The 20,554-nt window shown below is 46.9% G+C and carries 17 protein-coding genes; 9 read left to right on the forward strand and 8 right to left on the reverse strand.

Features of this window, described 5'->3' with window-relative positions:
* From OCV37_RS02530 to nadC, 6 genes are all read right to left on the reverse strand, one after another.
* Positions 1-873, reverse strand: coding sequence for a prepilin peptidase (locus OCV37_RS02530; RefSeq protein ID WP_038178198.1), 873 nt, complete (start codon positions 871-873; stop codon positions 1-3).
* Between the two features lie 107 nt (positions 874-980).
* The gene (locus OCV37_RS02535; RefSeq protein WP_038178197.1) at positions 981-2,204 is read right to left on the reverse strand and encodes a type II secretion system F family protein; all 1,224 of its coding nucleotides are present in this window, start codon (positions 2,202-2,204) and stop codon (positions 981-983) included.
* Entirely contained in the window at positions 2,185-3,948 is a 1,764-nt protein-coding gene (locus OCV37_RS02540) for a GspE/PulE family protein (RefSeq protein ID WP_051680278.1), read from the reverse strand. Before OCV37_RS02540 ends, OCV37_RS02535 begins: the two co-directional genes overlap by 20 nt.
* A 50-nt stretch (positions 3,949-3,998) precedes the next feature.
* Positions 3,999-4,442 (reverse strand): pilin, encoded by a 444-nt coding sequence (locus OCV37_RS02545; RefSeq protein ID WP_038178196.1) that lies wholly within the window; start codon positions 4,440-4,442, stop codon positions 3,999-4,001.
* Between the two features lie 181 nt (positions 4,443-4,623).
* A complete protein-coding gene (locus OCV37_RS02555; protein ID WP_038178195.1) occupies positions 4,624-5,190 on the reverse strand; it encodes a hypothetical protein in 567 nt (188 codons plus the stop codon).
* Between the two features lie 174 nt (positions 5,191-5,364).
* On the reverse strand, positions 5,365-6,255 hold the full coding sequence (nadC, locus tag OCV37_RS02560; RefSeq protein ID WP_038178194.1) for a carboxylating nicotinate-nucleotide diphosphorylase: 891 nt from the start codon (positions 6,253-6,255) through the stop codon (positions 5,365-5,367).
* Positions 6,256-6,397: 142 nt separating this feature from the next.
* Here nadC and ampD point away from each other — a divergent pair, with 142 nt between their 5' ends.
* Positions 6,398-6,949, forward strand: a complete 552-nt coding sequence (gene ampD / locus OCV37_RS02565; RefSeq protein ID WP_245609095.1) for a 1,6-anhydro-N-acetylmuramyl-L-alanine amidase AmpD — start codon at positions 6,398-6,400, stop codon at positions 6,947-6,949.
* Positions 6,950-6,985: 36 nt separating this feature from the next.
* Here ampD and fldB read toward each other — a convergent pair whose 3' ends face one another.
* Complete coding sequence (fldB, locus tag OCV37_RS02570) at positions 6,986-7,504, reverse strand: flavodoxin FldB (protein ID WP_038178192.1); 519 nt, start codon at positions 7,502-7,504, stop codon at positions 6,986-6,988.
* Between the two features lie 236 nt (positions 7,505-7,740).
* Here fldB and xerD point away from each other — a divergent pair, with 236 nt between their 5' ends.
* The 7 genes from xerD (at position 7,741) to lpdA (ending at position 18,675) form a co-directional block, all read left to right on the forward strand.
* Complete coding sequence (gene xerD, locus OCV37_RS02575) at positions 7,741-8,595, forward strand: site-specific tyrosine recombinase XerD (protein WP_245609094.1); 855 nt, start codon at positions 7,741-7,743, stop codon at positions 8,593-8,595.
* Between the two features lie 14 nt (positions 8,596-8,609).
* Positions 8,610-9,344, forward strand: coding sequence for a bifunctional protein-disulfide isomerase/oxidoreductase DsbC (gene dsbC / locus OCV37_RS02580; protein WP_038178190.1), 735 nt, complete (start codon positions 8,610-8,612; stop codon positions 9,342-9,344).
* A 196-nt stretch (positions 9,345-9,540) separates the two neighbouring features.
* Positions 9,541-11,280 (forward strand): single-stranded-DNA-specific exonuclease RecJ, encoded by a 1,740-nt coding sequence (recJ, locus tag OCV37_RS02585; RefSeq protein WP_038178189.1) that lies wholly within the window; start codon positions 9,541-9,543, stop codon positions 11,278-11,280.
* A gap of 338 nt (positions 11,281-11,618) precedes the next feature.
* The gene (gene pdhR, locus OCV37_RS02590; RefSeq protein ID WP_038178188.1) at positions 11,619-12,389 is read left to right on the forward strand and encodes a pyruvate dehydrogenase complex transcriptional repressor PdhR; all 771 of its coding nucleotides are present in this window, start codon (positions 11,619-11,621) and stop codon (positions 12,387-12,389) included.
* A 65-nt stretch (positions 12,390-12,454) separates the two neighbouring features.
* Positions 12,455-15,115, forward strand: a complete 2,661-nt coding sequence (aceE, locus tag OCV37_RS02595) for a pyruvate dehydrogenase (acetyl-transferring), homodimeric type (RefSeq protein WP_038178187.1) — start codon at positions 12,455-12,457, stop codon at positions 15,113-15,115.
* Between the two features lie 16 nt (positions 15,116-15,131).
* Positions 15,132-17,006, forward strand: a complete 1,875-nt coding sequence (gene aceF, locus OCV37_RS02600) for a pyruvate dehydrogenase complex dihydrolipoyllysine-residue acetyltransferase (RefSeq protein WP_038178186.1) — start codon at positions 15,132-15,134, stop codon at positions 17,004-17,006.
* A gap of 244 nt (positions 17,007-17,250) precedes the next feature.
* Positions 17,251-18,675, forward strand: coding sequence for a dihydrolipoyl dehydrogenase (gene lpdA / locus OCV37_RS02605; protein ID WP_038178185.1), 1,425 nt, complete (start codon positions 17,251-17,253; stop codon positions 18,673-18,675).
* Between the two features lie 135 nt (positions 18,676-18,810).
* Here lpdA and OCV37_RS02610 read toward each other — a convergent pair whose 3' ends face one another.
* Positions 18,811-19,431 (reverse strand): LuxR/HapR/OpaR family quorum-sensing transcriptional regulator, encoded by a 621-nt coding sequence (locus OCV37_RS02610; RefSeq protein WP_038178184.1) that lies wholly within the window; start codon positions 19,429-19,431, stop codon positions 18,811-18,813.
* Positions 19,432-19,860: 429 nt separating this feature from the next.
* Between OCV37_RS02610 and hpt the strand changes: the two genes are divergently transcribed.
* A complete protein-coding gene (hpt, locus tag OCV37_RS02615) occupies positions 19,861-20,394 on the forward strand; it encodes a hypoxanthine phosphoribosyltransferase (RefSeq protein ID WP_038178183.1) in 534 nt (177 codons plus the stop codon).
* Positions 20,395-20,554 lie beyond the last annotated feature (160 nt).

Genomic DNA, 20,554 nt, shown 5'->3' on the forward strand with positions numbered 1-20,554 from the left:
TTACGCTCCTAGTACAATGGATGTATACCAGCTCATCATGGGGTCTCCCCAGATGAGGCAGAACCATCCGGCAATCGCCAGAGAAGGGCCGAATGGAAAGGCCTGATTACCTTGCTTCTTCATCAAAAGTAGTGTGCCACCTAACAGGATGCCAATCACCGAGGCCAGTAAAATGACCAGCGGTAACGTTTGCCAGCCGATCCATGCGCCTAAGGCTGCAAGATATTTAAAGTCACCGTATCCCATGCCTTCTTTTTTCGTCAGGAGCTTAAATATCCAGTAAATCGACCAGAGTGACACATAGCCGGCAACTGCGCCGATCACCGCATCAGATAAAGGCAGTGGACTGATATGTGTCAGGGATAGTAACAGCCCGAGCCAGATCAGCGGGATGGTTAAATTGTCAGGAAGTAACATCTGATTAAGATCGATACATGCCGCAGCAATGCTGATGTAGGTAAAAATGAGTAATGCCAGCGTGTAATAGGTCATGCCACCGTGAATTGCGACAATGCAGCTTGCCAGTGCTGTCATCAGCTCGACCAGTGGATATTGTACCGATATCGGCTTGCCACAGTCTGCACATTTGCCACCGAGCAGTAACCAGCTAAATAAGGGGATATTATGCCAAAGCCGAATTCGATGATGGCAGTGAGGACAGAATGATGCCGGGAGACTCAGGGAAATCCGTTCCTTCTTTGTGGGGGAAGGAATCTTGTACTCAGGGAAAGCTTCGCCAAATTCTTGCTTCCAGCTTGTGACCATCATCTGTGGTAAACGATAGATGACGACATTGAGAAAACTCCCGATGATCAGGCCGAAGAGGCTTGCAAAAACAGGAAATAACCAAGGATAAATCAAAAATGCATCCATTCAACTGTGCTCAATATTGTTCGATAACCAACCCCCGTTCAGCGAGGCAGTTTCAATTCAGACCGGTGACTCAAAACGCATCTGAGTGTACGACTACGGACATTATACTATCCCATCACCTGCATTAAGTTAAAGACAGGTAAATACATTGCGATGACCAATCCCCCGATCAGGCCACCCAGCACCAAAATCAATAAGGGTTCGATCATTTCTCCGAGCTGTTCAATACACTGATCAATGTCTTGCTCGTATTGTTGCGCGACTTTGTTCAGCACCTGACCTAATGTACCGGATTCTTCTCCGATGAATACCATTTGAGTGACAAACTCAGGAAAATGGTGACTGGTCTGCATTGCTAGATATAAGCTGCTTCCGGCTGAAACCTGAACTAAAACGGTTTCTAAGGCAGCTTGATATCGTCGCGATCCGGCAATATTTTGTGCGCTTTTCAGGCTATCCAGTAAAGGAATGCCGCAATCATAACAGGTTGCGAGGGTGCGACAACAACGAATCATGATCGCTTTGGTTCTCAATATCCCCAATAGCGGCAGTTTGAACAGCAGTCGTTCTGTCATCATTTGGAGCGTCGTCATACGATGCCAGAAGATCTTCAACAGACATATCACACCCAGCACGAATACAAGCGCCCATTTTCCCCAGAATCGGACAAGGTCCGATATAGCCAGAATTCGCCGAGTGAACCAGGGTAACTCGGCGTGCATATGGTTAAACATCTGAGCAAATTCAGGGATGACTTTGGCTAACATTAGTGTGGTCAGTAACAGTGTGCTCACCATGACAATCGACGGATACGTGGCTGCTTTGATCATTTTGGCCTGAAGTTGTGCATTTTTTTCTCGGTAATCAGCAATTTGAGCCAGTGTTTCGGCGATTTTTCCGGTCATTTCGCCCGCAAGAAGCATATCACCGTATAAACCACGAAAAGCGGATGAACTTTGTTGGAGTGCGTCTGTGACCGAAGCGCCGTTCATTAGCGCATTGTGTGCCTGTAGGACAATGAGTTTCGCGCCAAAACGAGAAAACTGCGTGGCAATCAGAAGGAGAGCCTGAACGATGGGCAGCCCGGCATTGAGCATGATTGCCAGTTGTCGGATTAGGTCGGTCATATCTTTCTCGCGGACCCGATTGCGCCATCGGCTGAATGGATTGGGTGGATCCGGGCGAATGATGTGAATTGCAGTCAAATTGGGTTGTAGCTGGCGCAACGCTTCTTCCTGAGAGAACGCCCAGAGATGCCCTGTTTTACGCTGTTGATCGAGATGAATTCCTTGCCAGTAATAGCGATGTAGTTCAGGTGTCGGCGGTGGCATGATCATCTCCTCTGTTGGTGGTGTATTGAAGTGGTGAAACGGCATATGTTTGCGTGCTCACCGCCGTCGGTGGTGTTCCCAGCACCCGGACGATTTCTTCATAAGCCGTCACGCCCTGCCGGACTTTCTCTATTCCTTCATGCCAAAGACCTGCTGTGGTGTTGTTTCCCGGGAGCGGCTGGTGAGCTTCCTGATGATGGGATGTCTGAGCGGAGAATGTCGAGAATTGGCTGGGATGGTACATGTCATAAATGCTGAAGCGGCCTTGATAACCGGCAATACAGGCGTGACAGCCTTGCGGTGATGGCTGATAAATCGAACCTTCATTTAATATTGGCCAGCGCTGGCATAGTTCCGGTGCGAGTTGTACTGCAACCTTACAGTGCGGACAAAGTTTACGAAGCAGTCGTTGAGCAACTACCAGACGAATGGTTGGGAGAATATGGTAGGTTTCCAGTCCCATGTAAATCAGTCTGGTCAGGGCCTCATATGCCGAATTGGTATGTAGCGTTGAGAATACCAGATGCCCGGTCTGAGCTGCGCGAAATGCCATTTGTGCGGTTTCCGGATCACGAATTTCACCGATCATCAGAATGTCAGGATCCTGCCGGAGCAACGCTCGGAGTATATGACTAAATGACAGTCCTATTTTTTCGTTCACTTGAATCTGGTTGACACCGGAGAGGGCGATTTCTATCGGATCTTCTACGGTTGAAATATTACGAGACTCATCGTTGAGCCAAGTTAGTGCGGAATAGAGCGTTACCGTTTTACCACTGCCTGTCGGGCCGGTGATCAGGATCATGCCTTGCGGATGCTGAATCGCTTGTAGAAACATCTCATGTTGTGCCGCTGAAAATCCCAATTGATCCGGGTGCAGTTCCATCTGATGACTGTTAAGAAGACGAATCACTATTTTCTCTCCCCACTGTGTCGGTAGTGTTGATATCCGGAGATCGACATCGATTGTCAATAGAGAGCCGAGCTTGATCCGCCCGTCTTGCGGTAAGCGGCGTTCTGCAATGTTTAGGTTGGCTAATACTTTCAAGCGGGATGCGAGTCTGCGACTGACTTTATTCGATGGTGTATGGGTTGTCAGAAGTAATCCATTGATTCTCATGCGGATACGATACGTCTGCTCATAGGGTTCGAAATGAATATCGGATGCACGCCTTTGATGGGCTTCCTGAATCAGCTGGAGAATGAACTGCGTAACCGGGGCATCGTTGGGTTGGATATCCGTTGTCTGGTAATCATCATGATCTTCTTGGATCACGTATTCATCCAATCGGTTCTGTGCAGGGAGACTCTGGCCGATGTTGTCTCTGGATTCGTAATAGGCAATGGCTTCTTGTAGCTGTTCAGCATCCGCAACAACCACATCAATATTGAGTCCGGTTGCAAACTGAAAATCTTCTCGAAGGTGAGGGATCGTTGGATCGCCGACGGCCAGTGTCAGCCATTCATGCCGGATAGCGATTGGCAGCGCTAAATAAAGCTGCATCAGCTCACTGATATCGAATTGCTGGCAGATTGCTACATCAGCAGGGCTGATATCGATCCGGCGCATCTTGAGATGCCGGGCAATAAAATCGGCGATCTGTCTTGCCGTCATCAGTTGAGAATCCAGCAGGGTTTTGAGTGGCCCGGTGGCATGATGACCAGACTGTTGCGCCAGCATGGTCAATTGTTCTTGTGTCAGGTAGTGTTCTGAGTGGAGCAGTCGAAGTAATTGGCTCATCATCGTGCCTCTGTCTGTGGACGAATGGTTGGTATTTTCCCGTCAGAGGGGCGTTACATGATGGTGCCTTTCTGGCAACCTTTGATTTGTCGGGCCGTATCTTGAATGCATTGCCATCCGGTGGTTGGATTTTTACGCCATTGGACCTTTTTCCCGGCAACAGATGTTGTGGGATTGAATTCGAATAACAGTGAGCCCTGCTCAGCAACTTCGGGATCGGGGAGCAGCGATAAGGTTCCCAGTGAACTCATCGTGGCACTTGCACCGACATCACTCAGGCCGGTTGCTGATGGAAATCGACCGTTTTCCTGTATGAATAAATCGATATTGGTGGTGAGCGCACTGGTTGTGCTGATACCGGCGGTGACTTCTGATTTTTGGATATAGTTCTGGTAAGCCGGTACGGCAATCGAAGACAAAATACCGATAATGGTGACGACAATCATTAATTCAACGAGGGTAAATCCACGTTGTTGTTTGGCTGTTGAGGGCATCATAAATCTCCGTTGTTAGATGAACGGAGCACATCATAATTCCGTGCCGGATGATTAATATCGGGACCCTTTATTAATGCGGGAGAGTTAGGTGAAGCTCATTTCTGAGTGACATATGAATCTCAGAATATATCGACAGAGTACGCATTCTTTATGGTGAACATCCGATTCGAACTCGCCAGTCTTAGTCTCTGGACCATTCGTATTCACAGGCATCGAAGTGTTTTTTGGTGCAGAAGTAGTGCTTATTTTTCTGAATGAACTGATCTTTTTTCAGAAATGCCAATGCCCAGTGTCTGGGCTGAAAGGTGATGGACTGTTGTCCGAACGTGATGGTTAAAGGGTGAGGGATTGTCATGACCAGACGAAAAGAGAGTTCCCGGCCGTTGTCATCGCAGATGAGTGCTTGTTGTTGCGGCTCTTTACCACTGCTGACGGTGACAGTATAAGGGTGATCCGGTGAACATGGATGATTGAAAACGGTGAACAGATCAAAGCGGTTGTCCAGCGTCAGAGAGGTAAAAATAACGGCTTGCTGAAAAGGGTACACACGGCGAAACAGTAACTGATGAGTATCCGTGGTTCGCGTGACTTGCACGCCACCGAAATCGTACCATTCCCAGTCCATATCTTTATTTTGGTAGGTCAGCAGGGAATAGGATATCACCCACAGACCAAGGGCAATCACCAGTAACAACAGCAGGAAAATTTTGGTGCTCTTAGAGCGCAGCAGAGAATTAACATTGATCATATCGGTGATGATTTTATCCGGTATCCGTTCATCGTGAACATCTTGACAGAAGCATAGACACAATCCGGATGGCAGCGTTCACAATTTTTTGTCTTTTCTTGCGTCTGTGCTCATCAATGAACGCAAAAAGCGCATGCCTTATGTCTCCGGATCGTGTGTGAATACCGCTGTGTGCTATTCCTGAAAACGCATCGACAAGTCGAGTGCCTGAATGTGTTTGGTGAGTGCTCCGACAGAAATATAATCAACTCCTGTCATCGCATATTCACGAATCGTTGTGAGTGTCACATTGCCTGACGTTTCCAGTGCGGCTCTGCCGGCATTGATACGGACTGCTTCTTTCATCATGTCACAGTCAAAATTATCCAGCATAACGATGTCTGCGCCAGCTTCGATCGCTTGTTGTAACTCTTCAAGGGATTCGGTTTCAACTTCGACCGGTTTACCGGGATGACGTTGTTTTGCCGTGGCAATGGCTGCCGCAATCCCGCCACAAGCGATAATATGATTTTCTTTAATCAGATATGCATCAAATACACCGATGCGATGATTCAACCCACCTCCGCAGGTCACGGCATATTTGAGGGCGTGACGCAGACCGGGGACTGTTTTACGGGTATCGAGCAGGCGGCATTGGGTTCCCTGAAGCATGGCGGCATACTGGGAGGTTTTAGTGGCACAGCCGGATAATGTCTGAATAAAGTTCATGGCGTTGCGTTCGCCGGTCAGTAGAATCCGGGATGGACCGCGTAGAGTGCATAACGTTTGGTTGGGTTCAATCCGATCCCCATCCTGCACATGCCATTCGATCGTCACGCTGTCCCCAAGTTGTAGAAATACTTCATCTGCCCATGCCTGACCACAAAAAACACCGGCTTCTCTAGTGATGATCGTCGCCGTATTGTGCTGATCGGCCGGAATCAGACTGGCGGTAATATCGGCATTTGGATCGACGGTTCCACCCAGATCTTCATAAAGGGTTTCTCTGACGACTCGAGTAATATCGAGAGGCAACTGCTGTTTGAGGTAGCTGAGGCGTTCTTGACTATTATGGCTGTTTTTCATCGACGATCTTTCGCTGTTGGTTAGATATGTTAAGTGGTATAGATGCGGCATAATACGATGACCGGATGTGAAATTCAGCCATTGCGTTCGAATTTTCCACGAATTGACGTAAAATCCCGGGGCAAGAGGTGAAAGGATGACAATGATGATTGATTCGAATGGATGGTACGACAAGGCCCAGCGGGTGATTTCTCCGTTTTATGATCAACGGGAAAGCCCTGAGGATATCTCTCTGCTGGTGATCCACAATATCACTCTGCCACCGGGGCAATTTGGCGGACCTTATATTGAACAGTTGTTTCAGGGCAAACTGCAAGCGAGCGAACATCCTTTTTTTCAAGTTATTGCTGATTTTCGGGTCTCGGCGCACTGTCTGATCCGACGTGACGGGCAGGTGATTCAGTTTGTTTCTTTTCTCGATCGGGCCTGGCACGCCGGGAAGTCATCATTTGCCGGACGACCACGATGTAACGACTATTCAATCGGCATTGAATTGGAAGGAACCGAATTGACCGCTTATACCGATGCGCAGTATCAGTCTCTGGCGACGTTGACACAAGACATCCTGATGCGTTATCCGCAGATCACCGAGCAACGTATTACCGGGCATCAGTATATTGCACCGTTGCGCAAAACCGATCCGGGATTAACGTTTGACTGGCGGCGTTATCGACACATGCTGAAAAAACCATGAGAATGAAATGCTGTGGGAGGATGAATGTCATCCGCCCTAGAGGGCATCATGATATTCAACCAGTATTTGTTCACACCAGTTGGCGATCCGTTCGTCACTCAGTTCGTATTGAGAGTCTTCATCCAGTGCGAGACCGACAAAATAGCGGCCATCTTCAGTCAACGCTTTGGATGCATCAAACTGATAGCCTTCATTCGGCCAATAGCCGATAAAATGGACGCCACAAGGTTTCAGTTCATCGTGAAGTAATCCCATGGCATCGAGATACCATTCTCCATAGCCTTCCTGATCCCCAAGCCCATAGAGTGCGACATATTTGCCAGCCAGATTCGGTTGTTGAATTTTATCCCAAATGGCTTGCCAGTCTTCCTGAATTTCGCCGAAATCCCAAGTTGAGATCCCGAGGATCAGTAAGTCGTAGTCTTGCATTCGCGTTAACGGAATATCTTTCACGTTGTATACATCGACGATATCTTCACCGATCATTGCGCGAATTTTTTCTGCTGCCATTTCGGTGTAACAGGTAGTGGAACCGTAGAAAAGACCAATCTTCATAACAATTATTCCAGCAAATCAATGTGTGCCACGTGCTTAAGGTTGTCGGATTCTAACGCTATCCCCCGACGAGCTCAAGATGAGTGATTGGCGATAAAAATGATCTGTTTTTGGTGATGTTTCTTCTTTCGACAGAGGATTCTATGGTATTAAGGTCAGGTGCAATAGAAGTGAGGTTGATAGTGTCTGATATTTTTGCTGCGGATCAACGCTGGGTTGAGCAGTTCTTGGATGCGATGTGGATGGAGCGTGGGTTATCAGAAAACACGCTGGCGTCTTATCGTCATGATTTGGAAAAACTGTTGCGTTGGATGCAGGGTCACAACTATCGGCTAGCCTCCGTTCTGACGCCTGAATTACAAGCGTTTCAGGCTTGGCTGGTGGATGAGAATTATAAACAGACATCCCGGGCCAGAATGCTTTCTGCGATTCGGCGTTTATTTCAATATCTGAATCGTGAAAAAGTCAGAACGGATGATCCGAGTGCGTTGTTGGTAACGCCAAAATTACCGAAACGCTTACCGAAAGATTTGAGTGAAGCTCAGGTAGAAGCCTTACTGGATGCCCCAAATCCTGAAGACCCTGTCGAGTTACGTGATAAAGCGATGCTTGAATTGCTGTATGCGACGGGATTACGGGTCACGGAACTGGTCACGCTGACGATGGAGAATATTAGTCTGAGGCAGGGAGTCGTCAGGGTTTTTGGTAAAGGTGGTAAGGAAAGACTGGTGCCAATGGGTGAAAATGCCATCGAGTGGATTCAGACTTTTTTACAGCAAGGGCGAGGAATTTTGTTGGGTGAGCATTCATCTGATGTGTTGTTTCCTAGCCGCAGGGCGCGTCAGATGACACGGCAGACATTCTGGTACCGGATTAAATATTACGCAGTTCAGGCGGGTATCGATACGGAAATGTTATCTCCTCATGTGCTACGACATGCATTTGCAACTCATTTACTGAACTATGGTGCAGATCTCAGAGTCGTACAGATGTTGTTGGGGCATAGTGACTTATCGACAACGCAAATTTATACTCATGTGGCGACTGAAAGATTAAAACAGCTCCACAACGAACATCATCCAAGGGCTTAGGTAAGGTGACAATGATGCGCGCAATCCGCGAATTAATTTTATTAGGTTTAGTATTTTTTTCTCTGGCAGCATCTGCCGCTGATTCATTTGATAAACAGGCATTAATGCAGCGATTCCAGTCGTTGGGATTGAGCGTTAAGGATGTTGTCCCTGCTGATGTTGATGGTCTGGTTGAAATTCAAACCACCAATGGTGTGCTGTTTGCATCTCCCAAGGGTGACTATTTCATTGCCGGAACCCTGTATAAAATGAAAGGCAACGGCCAGTATGAAGACGTGATTGCCAAACGTCAGGCCCCAATCAATGCCAAGCGTATTGAGCAGTTGAAAGATCAGATGATCGTGTATAAAGCGGATCATGAAAAATACGAGGTGACAGTGTTTACGGATATTACTTGTGGATATTGCATTCGTCTGCATAGCCAGTTGAAAGCGTACAATGATCTAGGCATTACAATCCGTTATCTGGCGTTCCCGCGTCAGGGGCCAACCGGACAGGTCGCCGAGCAGATGGCTGCGATTTGGTGTGACGCAGACCCGGCTAAGGCACTCAATGATGCCAAAATTAACCGTGATATTCCCAAGCCTGAAGGGGATATATCAAAATGCAAGAAAGAAGTGGCTAACCATTACCAACTGGGGCGGGAGCTGGGAATCAGCGGCACCCCGGCAATTTTCCTGCCAAACGGAGAAATGATTGGCGGTTACTTGCCACCAGATAAATTACTTGAGCGTTTAAAAGCGATTTAACCGACAAGCGTTTCCGAACTGCTCGATTTGGCCCGATGAATGTCGGGCCATTCATTTTAGGGCCGTTTCTTTTGGCTTGGAGACCGGATGTGCAATCACCTCAACAGAGGCTTTACCTGCGTGGTATGATGTGCAAATGATTCATTGCCATTGAGTCTCAAGCCATCATCCCCGTGAACCAGAACTGAAGTAAAAAATGATTGAAGTAAAAAGAAGACCTGTCGCTGATATTTCCTTGCTTCCGGAGAGCATTCCTCCGATTTTGAGACGTTTGTACATCGGTCGTGGCGTCAAAGATGTCAGTCAGTTGGAAAAAAGTGCCAAATCACTCCACAGTTATCAGTTGCTTGATGGCATTGATCGTGCCGTTGCAATTCTTTTTGATGCGATTCAGCGTCAACAGCGCATTATTGTTGTCGGGGATTTTGATGCTGACGGAGCGACCAGTTCTGCTTTATCGGTTCTGGCACTGCGCATGATGGGCAGTCAGCAGGTCGATTATTTGGTGCCCAATCGTTTTGATGATGGTTATGGTTTGAGCCCTGAGGTGGTCGATCAGGCACTGGCGATGAATGCTGAAGTGATTATGACTGTGGATAACGGTGTCTCGTCGATCGAAGGGGTTCGTTATGCCAAACAGCAAGGATTGACAGTGATCGTTACCGATCATCACCTGCCGGGTAATGTGTTGCCTGAAGCCGATGCTATGGTGAATCCGAATCTACCCAGTTGTCAGTTTCCTTCAAAATCACTGGCGGGGGTCGGCGTGGCTTTCTACCTGATGATGGCACTTTGTGTAGCGATGCGTCAGCGTCATTGGTTTGCAGAGCATGGCATTGCGGAGCCGAAATTAATGGAGCTGCTGGACTTGGTTGCACTGGGAACGGTCGCCGATGTCGTGCCATTGGATGAAAATAACCGCGTGTTGGTTTATCAGGGGTTACAGCGAATTCGGGCCGGGCATGTGCGGCCCGGCATTCAGGCTCTCATCGAAGTCGCGAAACGCAACCCCCGCCAACTGGTTGCTGCGGATTTCGGCTTCGCTTTAGGGCCGAGAATCAATGCCGCCGGGCGATTGGATGATATGTCGTTCGGGGTGGAATTATTATTATGTGACAACATCCATGCAGCGCGCAGAATGGCCAGTGAACTGGATGCGCTCAATCAGACCCGTAAAGAGATTGAGTCAGGTATGAAGCAGGAAGCCGTGGCATTCTGTGAGCGGCTGAAATTAGGGGCAGGAAGTGAGCTTCCTTTCGGTATTGCTTTGTTTCAACATGACTGGCATCAAGGGGTGATTGGGATTCTGGCCTCTCGAATTAAGGATTCTTATCACCGACCAGTGATTGCTTTTGCGGATGCCGGTGATGGTTTACTCAAAGGCTCTTGTCGTTCAATTCCCGGCTTGCATATGCGTGATACGCTGGACTTGATTGACACGCGTCACCCTGGTTTGATTCTGAAGTTTGGCGGTCATGCGATGGCTGCGGGGCTCTCGATCCGAGCCAGTGATTTTGAACATTTCTCCCGTCAGTTTGATCAGATTGTCCGCGATAGTCTTGATGAAACGGCGCTCAAAGGTGTGCTTTTATCTGACGGAGAACTGCTACCGGAAGAGTTTTCGATGTATACCGCGGAAATAATCAGAGCCGGAGGTCCTTGGGGACAGGCATTTCCTGAGCCAGTGTTTGATGGTGAATTTAAAGTGCTGGATCAGAAATTGGTCGCAGAGAAGCATTTAAAACTCATGCTTGAGCCGCTTCATCGGGGGCATACCACGCATAAAATGATTGATGCGATTGCGTTTAATGTTGATGTGCGTCGCTGGCCGGATCGGTCAGTCAAAACCATTCATATTGTTTATAAACTGGATATTAATGAATTTCGCGGGAACCAGTCACTCCAATTGATTGTCGATCATATAGAAGCACGTTAGCGTGTTTATGAAATGTATTCTCTTCACTAAGATGATTTCGCTTGCGGAATCATCTTCATTTTATCACTTGGATTTTTACTCGATGAGCGCGTGGCAAATACATTCGCTGGGTCAATGAAATTGGTCAGACCTGCTAAATTTATTGCCTAATGTCACTATATTTATTAGCAGTTATGCATAGATATTGTTGCGAGTATGTTTAATTGTGATGCGTTCTATGATTTGGGTCAAATTTTATCTGGACAGGTAACTTTTGAATATGTTAATTTCTGCACCAGTTGATAATTGGTATTACCAATTGACTAGATACCAAAATATAACATAGCAGAATAATAAGTATGGCTTATCAAAGGATTCGTCAGCCGAAACTTGCCGACGTCATCGAGCAAGAACTGGAACGGCTGATGGTGGAAGGTATATTAGCGCCTGGGCAGCAACTTCCTCCAGAACGAGAACTAGCCCGACAGTTTGATGTCTCCCGTCCATCCGTCCGGGAAGCGATTCAACGGCTTGAAGCAAAGCGTTTGTTGACTCGCCGTCAGGGTGGGGGAACATTCGTGACTGCGAATATCGGGACGAGTTTCTCGGATCCTTTACTCGATTTACTATCCAGCCATTCTGAAACTCAATTAGATTTACTTGAAGCCCGCCATGCTTTGGAAGGGATATCTGCTTATTTTGCCGCTCTGCGCGGTACAGAAGAAGATTTCGTGCGAATTCAGGCTTGTCTGGAAAAGATTAGCGAAAAACAAATCGAAAAAAATATCGCGGAAGAATCATCCAGTGTTGTCGAATTTTTAATCGCATTGACTGAAGCTGCCCATAATGTGGTCCTGCTTCATATTGTTCGCAGTCTGGCACCGCTGCTTGAACAAAATGTATTACAGAATTTCAAATTATTACACCGCCGCCCTGAAGTGGTGGAGAAAGTGAGTAAACATAGGGCAAGTATCGTAGATGCTATCGTTTCCGGGGAGCCTGAAAAAGCTCGTGAAATGTCGCATTCTCATCTCGCCTATATTGAAGAAACACTGCTGGATCTCACGCGTGAACAGACTCGACGAGAACGTTCGTTACGCCGGATTCAGCAGGGTAATAAGCCTGACTGATTACCTTGGTCGAATGGCCTTTATTACTGATTTGTTTTGATCAAACCAACAAAAGGAAAGATCGCATGTCTGACATGAAGCATGACGTAGATGCACTGGAAACTCAGGAGTGGTTAGAAGCACTTGAGTCAGTTGTCCGTGAAGAAGGCGTTGAACGTGCTCAGTATCTCTTGGAAGAAGTTCTGGAGAAAGCACGTCTCGATGGCGTCGATATGCCAACAGGTGTTACAACAAACTATATCAATACAATCCCTGCTGATCAGGAACCTGCCTATCCGGGTGACACGACACTTGAGCGCCGTATCCGGTCAATTATCCGCTGGAACGCAATCATGATCGTTCTTCGTGCTTCGAAGAAAGACTTAGAGTTGGGTGGCCACATGGCTTCATTCCAATCTTCTGCTGCGTTTTATGAAACATGCTTTAACCATTTCTTCCGTGCGCCAAACGAGAAAGACGGCGGCGATCTGGTTTACTATCAAGGTCATATCTCTCCGGGGATCTATTCCCGTGCTTTTGTTGAAGGTCGTCTGACTGAAGAGCAACTGGATAACTTCCGTCAAGAAGTTGATGGTAAAGGGATTCCATCTTACCCACACCCGAAATTGATGCCTGAATTCTGGCAATTCCCAACCGTATCGATGGGACTTGGACCGATCTCTGCGATTTATCAGGCGCGTTTCCTGAAATATCTTGATGGTCGTGGCTTGAAAGATACCTCTGAACAGCGTGTTTATGCGTTCTTAGGTGATGGTGAAATGGACGAGCCAGAATCTCGTGGTGCAATCTCTTTTGCGGCGCGTGAAAAACTGGATAACCTTTGCTTCCTGATTAACTGTAACCTGCAACGTCTGGATGGACCGGTCATGGGTAACGGTAAAATCATTCAGGAACTGGAAGGTTTGTTCCGCGGTGCCGGCTGGAATGTGGTCAAAGTACTTTGGGGCAACAACTGGGATTCACTGCTGGCGAAAGACACCTCTGGCAAGCTGTTACAGTTGATGAACGAAACCATTGACGGTGACTATCAGACCTTTAAGTCAAAAGATGGTGCTTATGTTCGTGAGCATTTCTTCGGCAAATATCCTGAAACAGCAGCGCTGGTTGCGGATATGACAGACGATGAGATCTTTGCGCTGAAACGCGGTGGTCACGATACATCGAAACTATTTGCTGCCTTCAAAAATGCTCAGGATACCAAAGGCCGTCCAACCGTCATTCTGGCGAAAACGGTTAAGGGTTATGGCATGGGTGATGCCGCAGAAGGTAAAAACATTGCGCACCAAGTGAAGAAAATGGATATGACCCATGTCCTGAAGATGCGTGATCGTTTAGGCCTGCAAGACTTGATTTCAGATGAAGATGTGAAATCTCTGCCTTACCTGAAACTTGAAGAAGGTTCAAAAGAATATGAATACCTGCACGCTCGTCGTAAAGCGTTGCACGGTTATACCCCACAGCGTCTGCCGAAGTTCACACAAGAATTCGTGACGCCAGCGTTGGATGAGTTCAAGCCGCTGCTGGAAGAGCAGAAGCGTGATATTTCTTCAACTATGGCATTTGTCCGGACACTGAACATCCTGCTGAAAGATAAAAATATCGGCCAGCATATTGTGCCGATTATTGCTGATGAAGCCCGGACTTTCGGGATGGAAGGTTTGTTCCGTCAAATCGGTATCTACAACCCGCAAGGTCAAACGTATACACCGGAAGACCGCAGTGTTGTTGCTTACTATAAAGAAGATACCTCAGGTCAGGTTCTGCAAGAAGGGATCAACGAACTGGGCGCGATGTCTTCTTGGGTTGCTGCGGCAACATCATACAGCACCAACGACTTGCCGATGATTCCGTTCTACATCTACTACTCGATGTTCGGTTTCCAACGTGTCGGTGATATGGCATGGATGGCGGGTGACCAACAAGCACGCGGTTTCTTACTGGGTGGTACGGCCGGTCGGACAACGCTGAACGGTGAAGGTTTGCAACACGAAGATGGTCACAGCCATGTTCAGGCCAGCACCATTCCAAACTGTATTTCATATGATCCGACATTCGCTTATGAAGTCGCAGTGATCATTCAAGACGGTATTCGTCGCATGTATGGTGAACAAGAGAATGTTTACTACTACCTCACGCTGATGAATGAAAACTATGCAATGCCTGCGATGCCAGATGGTGCTGAAGAAGGGATTCGCAAAGGGATCTATAAACTGGAAACACATGCTGGTAACAAAGGTAAAGTGCAGTTGATGGGCTCTGGTACGATCATGAATGAAGTGCGTCAAGCTGCAGTGATCCTGAGCGAAGAATATAACATTGCTTCTGATGTTTTCTCCGTGACTTCATTTAATGAACTGACTCGTGATGGTCAGGCATGTGAGCGTGACAACATGCTGCATCCTGAAGCGGAAGAGAAAGTGCCTTATATCGCGACTGTGATGGGTTCTGAGCCTGCAATCGCAGCTACAGATTATATGAAAAACTATGCCGAACAGGTGCGTGCTTATATACCTGCTGCATCTTATAAAGTTCTGGGAACCGATGGTTTCGGTCGCTCTGACAGCCGTGAAAACTTACGTCGTCACTTTGAAGTGAATGCGGGATATGTTGTGGTTGCTGCACTGAATGAACTGGCTAAACGAGGTGATATCGAGAAATCTGTTGTGACCGCAGCGATTAAGAAATTCGATATCGATACAGAAAAAACAAACCCGCTATACGCTTAATTGAGGTAGAAAAACAATGACAATCGAAATTAATGTACCTGATATTGGTGCGGATGAGGTTGAAGTCACTGAGATTCTGGTAAGCGTTGGTGACAAAGTTGAAGAAGAGCAATCCCTGATCACTGTTGAAGGTGACAAAGCTTCTATGGAAGTGCCTGCATCGCAAGGCGGGATTGTCAAAGAGATCAAAATTGCCGTGGGCGATAAGGTGTCGACTGACTCGTTGATCATGATCTTTGAAGATGAAGGTGCAGCATCCGCTGCACCGGCTGCTGATGCCAAGTCTGAAGATGCTGCACCAGCGGCATCAACAGCAAGCACTGAAGTGAAAGAAGTGCATGTGCCTGATATCGGTGGCGACGAAGTTGAAGTCACTGAAATCATGGTTGCTGTGGGTGATCAGGTTGAAGAAGAGCAATCACTGCTGACGGTTGAAGGTGACAAAGCTTCGATGGAAGTGCCTGCACCATTTGCCGGTACAGTCAAAGAAATCAAAGTTGCGACGGGTGACAAAGTGTCAACCAGTTCGCTGATTATGGTCTTTGAAGTTGCTGGCTCCGGTGCTGCACCAGCTGCGACTGCTGAAGCGCCAGCGGCTGCTTCCTCTGGATCAGCTCCGAAAGATGTACACGTCCCGGATATCGGTGGTGATGAAGTTGAAGTCACTGAAATCATGGTCGCTGTGGGTGACTCGATCACTGAAGAGCAGTCACTGATTACCGTGGAAGGCGATAAAGCTTCAATGGAAGTGCCTGCACCCTTTGCCGGTACGGTCAAAGAAATCAAAATCAAAGTCGGTGACAAAGTATCAACAGACTCTTTGATCATGGTCTTTGAAGTGGCCGGTGCTGCTCCTGCTGAAGCGCCTGCAAAATCAGAGTCTGCACCAGCACCAAAAGCAAATGCTGAAAAACCGGCCGCTGCGAGTGCTGCACCAGCAACGGGTGATTTCCAGGAAAATAACGAGTATGCGCACGCCTCTCCGGTTGTTCGCCGTCTGGCTCGCGAGTTCGGTGTTAATCTGGCTAAAGTGAAAGGTACGGGGCGTAAGAGCCGTATCCTGAAAGAAGATGTCCAGAACTTTGTCAAAGAAGCCCTGAAACGACTAGAGTCTGGTGCTGCTTCTGGGAAAGGTGACGGCAGTGCATTGGGTCTGTTGCCATGGCCAAAAGTGGACTTCAGTAAGTTTGGTGAAACGGAAGTTAAGCCATTATCTCGCATTAAGAAGATCTCCGGTGCAAACCTCGCACGTAACTGGGTCATGATTCCTCATGTAACCCAGTGGGATAATGCGGATATCACTGAGCTGGAAGCATTCCGTAAAGAACAGAATGCGATTGAAGCGAAGAAAGATACCGGCATGAAGATCACGCCACTGGTTTTCATCATGAAAGCTGCGGCCAAAGCTCTGGAAGCCTTCCCATCATTCAACGCTTCGCTGTCTGAAGACGGTGAAAGCCTGATTGTGAAGAAATACGTTAACATCGGGATTGCAGTCGATACGCCAAATGGCTTGGTGGTTCCTGTGTTCAAAGATGTGAACAAGAAGGGCATTTATGAGCTTTCAGAAGAGTTGATGGCTGTTTCCAAGAAAGCTCGAGCCGGTAAACTGACTGCCTCAGATATGCAAGGTGGCTGTTTCACGATTTCTAGTCTGGGTGGTATCGGTGGTACAGCCTTTACACCAATCGTGAATGCACCTGAAGTTGCAATTTTGGGTGTTTCTAAATCAGAAATGAAACCAGTATGGAATGGCAAGGATTTTGTTCCTCGTCTGCAACTGCCACTCTCTCTGTCTTACGATCACCGTGTGATCGATGGAGCTGAGGGTGCACGTTTCATCAGTTACCTGAACGGTTGCCTGAGCGATATTCGTCGTTTGGTACTGTAATCTTGTGCAATGAAAAGGCGGCTGAATAGCCGCCTTAATCAATAGAATCAAAGGGCAATTAAAACCGCAATGTTATTCTTGAGTTTTAATTGTTGACTGGCTCACAGGCTTTGGGGTTTATCTTTTCATATCATTAACATCTCTGTAAACTGGATTGGTTTTAGGATTCATTCCTCACATGTTTAAGACGTATGTTTTTGAAGCCCCGTTAGCCTGTAAGGGATAATGACTACAAGAGGTCAAAATGAGCAAAGAAATCAAAACCCAGGTGGTTGTGCTAGGTGCAGGTCCTGCTGGTTACTCCGCTGCTTTCCGTTGTGCCGACTTAGGTCTGGAAACTGTAATTATCGAGCGTTACAACACCCTTGGTGGTGTCTGTTTGAATGTCGGTTGTATTCCGTCTAAAGCACTATTGCATGTTGCGAAAGTGATTGAAGAAGCGAAAGCATTATCAGAACACGGCATCGTGTTTGGCGAACCGTCAACAGACATCGATAAGATTCGTCTGTGGAAAGAAAAAGTAATCAACCAGTTAACTGGCGGTCTGAGCGGTATGGCGAAGATGCGTAAAGTGAACGTTGTTAACGGCTTTGGTAAGTTTACCGGGCCAAACAGCATCGAAGTTGAAGGTGAAGATGGTAAAACCGTCATTAACTTCGACAATGCGATTATCGCAGCCGGTTCTCGTCCGATTGAATTACCATTTATTCCGCATGAAGACCCACGCATTTGGGACTCAACGGATGCACTTGAATTGAAAGAAGTGCCGAAGAAAATGCTGATCATGGGTGGCGGTATTATCGGTCTTGAAATGGGTACGGTTTATCACGCACTCGGTTCACAGATTGATGTGGTTGAAATGTTTGATCAGGTGATTCCTGCGGCAGATAAAGATGTCGTGAAAGTCTTCACCAAACGCATCAAAGACAAGTTTAGCCTGATGCTGGAAACCAAAGTCACTGCTGTTGAAGCAAAAGACGATGGTATTTATGTGTCGATGGAAGGCAAAAATGCGCCGGCAGAAGCAGAGCGCTATGACGCAGTCTTGGTTGCAATCGGCCGGACGCCAAACGGTAAACTGCTCGATGCAGAGAAAGCTGGTGTTGAAGTTGATGATCGCGGCTTTATCAATGTTGATAAGCAAATGCGTACTAATGTTCCTCATCTGTTTGCAATCGGTGATATCGTTGGTCAGCCAATGCTGGCACACAAAGGGGTTCATGAAGGACATGTTGCTGCTGAAGTAATTGCCGGTAAGAAACATTACTTTGATCCGAAAGTGATCCCATCAATTGCATATACTGAGCCTGAAGTCGCATGGGTTGGTAAGACTGAGAAAGAAGCCAAAGCTGAAGGAATCAACTACGAAGTTGCCACTTTCCCTTGGGCTGCATCTGGCCGTGCTATCGCATCAGATTGTTCTGATGGGATGACGAAGATGATCTTCGACAAAGACACACATCGCGTGATCGGTGGTGCGATTGTCGGCACCAATGGTGGCGAACTGTTGGGTGAAATTGGTCTGGCGATTGAGATGGGTTGTGATGCTGAAGATTTGGCGCTCACCATTCATGCTCACCCGACACTGCATGAGTCAGTGGGTCTGGCGGCTGAAGTTTTCGAAGGCACAATTACGGATCTGCCAAACGCGAAAGCGAAAAAGAAATAATGGCTGATGCTCTTTAATAAAAAAACCGCTGTGATGACAGCGGTTTTTTTATCTCTGAAGTCCGGTTGAAGCTCTCACTGGAACGAACACACTTTCCAGTCGAACACGAAGAGAGTGGAGTTCATTGATAATACATTAAGCCCGACGGTTATTATAAATACATAACATGTCCAGATAACTGTTCACCAGGTCATCGATCTCTTTTTGATCTTGTAGACGGTTAACCTGAACAAACAGAGAGTAGAAGATGCCGAGGAACAAAGTGACCAAATGCTCAGGATCATAATGTTCACTGACATCGCCACGCTCAACTGCTTTGGTAAACATATTTTTCACCAACAGGCGGTTGGTATGGTTGGTCGAGACAAATAGTGGCCAGACTTCATCACGAGTGGATGCACTCCATTCGAACCACACTTTCAGCCAATGACAATCTTCAAAAACCAGTTTTGTCATTTTATGGGTCAGGTTATAGAGGTTATCTTTGATATAACTATCCACGTCGATATTATCTGCGAGGAAGTTTGAGAATTGGTGAACAACGTGGGTGAGCACATCATCAACTAAATCTTCCCGTGTTGGGAAATAGTTGAATACAGTTGCAACAGAAACCTGAGCAATCTCAGCGATATCTGCATGTCCACCACGTCCGATACCTCGTTTAGCAAAAACTTCAAGCGCTATTTCCATGAGCTGAAGTTTGCGTTTCTGAGGTGATAATCGTGTACGAGGGCGTTTTTCTATTGAAGCGTCCATAGTTTTTTTCCTTGCCAATTACGTTGAATGAATATGTGTTCTAATGATTATTTTATTATTTTGTGTTCGATATATGAGTGTAATGGTGCATATGTGTCAGGTCAATTATTTCTATGAAGTTTTTGTGCAGTGCCTCAAGTATCATTAATGATAGAATTGAATCATATTAGTGATAATTATCGTGAAATTATGTCTTTATTTTATAGATGAATTTTATTCATCCGGCAGTTGAGCAAAATGACATGACATACTTTCGTTGAGCAGAGAGATAGCGAGCGTTTTGACCGTTCGGTCAGGTTTGTTTAACTCTGATCTCAGAGGTGGTACTATACGCCCCCTTCATTGATAGGCTTATCATTCAAACGATGGCGGATTCAGTGACACAAGATGCATTAATGTAAAATGCCAAACCAAAGCAATGAGATTCTTATGAAGCATACCGTTGAAGTCATGATTTCTGAGCAGGATGTCCAGAAACGTGTTCAAGCCCTAGGGAAGGAAATTACCGAATATTATCAGCATAGCGAGGAATTGGTTCTGGTCGGATTGCTCCGCGGATCATTCGTGTTTATGGCTGATTTAGCCCGAGCGATTCAACTGACGCATCAAGTCGATTTTATGACGGCTTCCAGCTATGGGAACGCGATGGAAAGTTCACGGGATGTTCGTATCCTGAAAGATCTCGATGATGATATCAAAGGGAAAGATGTCTTGCTGGTTGAAGATATTATCGATACGGGGAATACCTTAAATAAGGTCAAAGAGATTCTGTCGCTGCGCGAGCCACGTTCGATTCGTATCTGTACTTTACTGGATAAGCCTTCACGCCGTGAAGTACCGGTTGATGCAACATGGATTGGTTTTGAAATTCCAGATGAGTTTGTCGTGGGTGTCGGTATTGATTATGCACAGAAATACCGTCATTTGCCTTATATCGGTCGGGTGATCCTGCAAGAAGCATAAGCTGATTGATGTGATACCCCATCGGTATAGGAACAGTAGATAGGAACAACAGGGGAATACCAAGAACGTGCCGCTCTGGCATGGCCGCTTGGAAATCGCTTTTGATCAAATAAGAGCCCGAAGAGGGCTTTTATTTTATCCGGTCAATTCACTTCACGGA

The sequence above is a fragment of the Vibrio rhizosphaerae genome, assembly GCF_024347095.1.
Classification (GTDB): domain Bacteria; phylum Pseudomonadota; class Gammaproteobacteria; order Enterobacterales; family Vibrionaceae; genus Vibrio; species Vibrio rhizosphaerae.